Source organism: Halomonas sp. BM-2019, from assembly GCF_017584085.1.
Genome location: NZ_CP071922.1, coordinates 3,997,627 through 3,999,069 on the forward strand (window position 1 = coordinate 3,997,627; position 1,443 = coordinate 3,999,069).

Consider the following 1,443-nt stretch of genomic DNA (forward strand, 5'->3'; position numbering starts at 1 on the left):
ACAAGTCGGTTTTATTGAGGACGAGCCAACGAGGCTTTTCCGCGAGCTCTGGGCTGTACTGTCCAAGCTCATTAATGATCGTGACGGCAACCTCCGCAGGGTCAGAACCATCATAAGGAGCGACATCAATCAGGTGAAGGAGCAGGCCACAGCGTTCAAGGTGTTTCAAAAACTGAATACCGAGCCCTGCACCATCGGCGGCACCTTCAATCAAACCCGGAATGTCCGCGATCACGAAACTCTGTGAGGCCGATAACCGCACCACCCCTAAATTCGGAGTCAGAGTGGTAAATGGATAATCTGCAACTTTTGGCTTGGCCGCAGACACGGAGCGGATCAGCGTAGATTTGCCTGCATTTGGCATACCCAAAAGGCCAACATCAGCGAGAAGGAGAAGCTCGAGCAACAAATTACGATGCTCGCCTTTGGTTCCGTCAGTGCGTTGACGCGGTGCGCGATTGGTGCTGCTTTTGAAACGCGTATTGCCGAGGCCATGAAAGCCCCCTTTCGCGACCATTAAGCGCTGCCCATGGCGGGTGAGGTCTCCTAAGACTTCACCTGTATCCATATCTTTAATCCGCGTACCCACCGGGACCGCCAGGAGTTTATCTTCGCCCCGCTTACCGGTGCAGTTCCGACTCATTCCATTTTGTCCGCGAACGGCTCGGTGCAAGCGCTCAAAGCGATAATCGATGAGGGTGTTGAGGTTTTCATCAGCAACCAGCCAAACATCTCCACCATCTCCGCCGTCGCCTCCATCGGGGCCACCTTTCGGAATAAATTTCTCGCGCCGGAAACTGACGCAGCCATTGCCGCCGTCACCTGCCTCGACTCGAATATCGACTTCATCTACGAATTTCATGGGGGATGCCTGTGTTACTCATGCTTGCTTGCTAAAGTTACTCGCTTCGGACTGCGTTCGCAAATGCGAAAACGAGATACAAAAAACCCCGCGCAGCGGCGGGGTTTTTCTCAGATTGCTTCGTCTCGTTAGTCAGCGCGGACGCTGATGAACTTACGATTCTGAGGTCCACGTTGTTCGAAGGTTACTTTACCGTCGACTTTGGCGAACAAAGTGTGGTCACGACCAACACCTACGTTATCGCCTGCGTGGAACTTGGTGCCCCGCTGACGCACCAAGATGTTACCGGCCAAAACTGACTCGCCACCGTAGCGCTTCACACCAAGGCGTTTGCTTTCGGAATCGCGACCGTTTTTAGTTGAACCACCAGCCTTTTTGTGTGCCATGTGTCTCTACTCCTCTCTTAACCGCTGATACCAGTGATTTTCACTTCAGTGAACCACTGGCGGTGACCCGCACGCTTCATGTGATGCTTACGGCGACGGAACTTAATGATCGTCACTTTATCACCACGGCCGTGTGTCACAACTTCAGCTTTAACTTTTCCACCCGCAACGAAAGGCGCGCCGATCGTTACTTTT

General features: G+C 53.0%; 3 protein-coding genes. All 3 read right to left on the minus strand.

All coding sequences use genetic code 11. The annotated features are described in order from the left end of the window. Positions 1-862: Obg family GTPase CgtA (gene cgtA / locus J5F18_RS19760; RefSeq protein WP_346300214.1), on the minus strand; the 862-nt coding region annotated here is incomplete at its 3' end. Between the two features lie 128 nt (positions 863-990). Further along, on the minus strand, positions 991-1,248 hold the full coding sequence (rpmA, locus tag J5F18_RS19765; protein ID WP_126776841.1) for a 50S ribosomal protein L27: 258 nt from the start codon (positions 1,246-1,248) through the stop codon (positions 991-993). 17 nt (positions 1,249-1,265) lie between these two features. After that, the coding region (rplU, locus tag J5F18_RS19770; protein ID WP_346302272.1) for a 50S ribosomal protein L21 at positions 1,266-1,443 on the minus strand (178 nt) is incomplete at its 5' end.

What these genes read in the sequence shown, in the direction of transcription:
- rpmA (WP_126776841.1), bottom strand. Translation starts at nt 1,248, where the DNA reads ATGGCACACAAAAAGGCTGGTGGTTCAACTAAAAACGGTCGCGATTCC.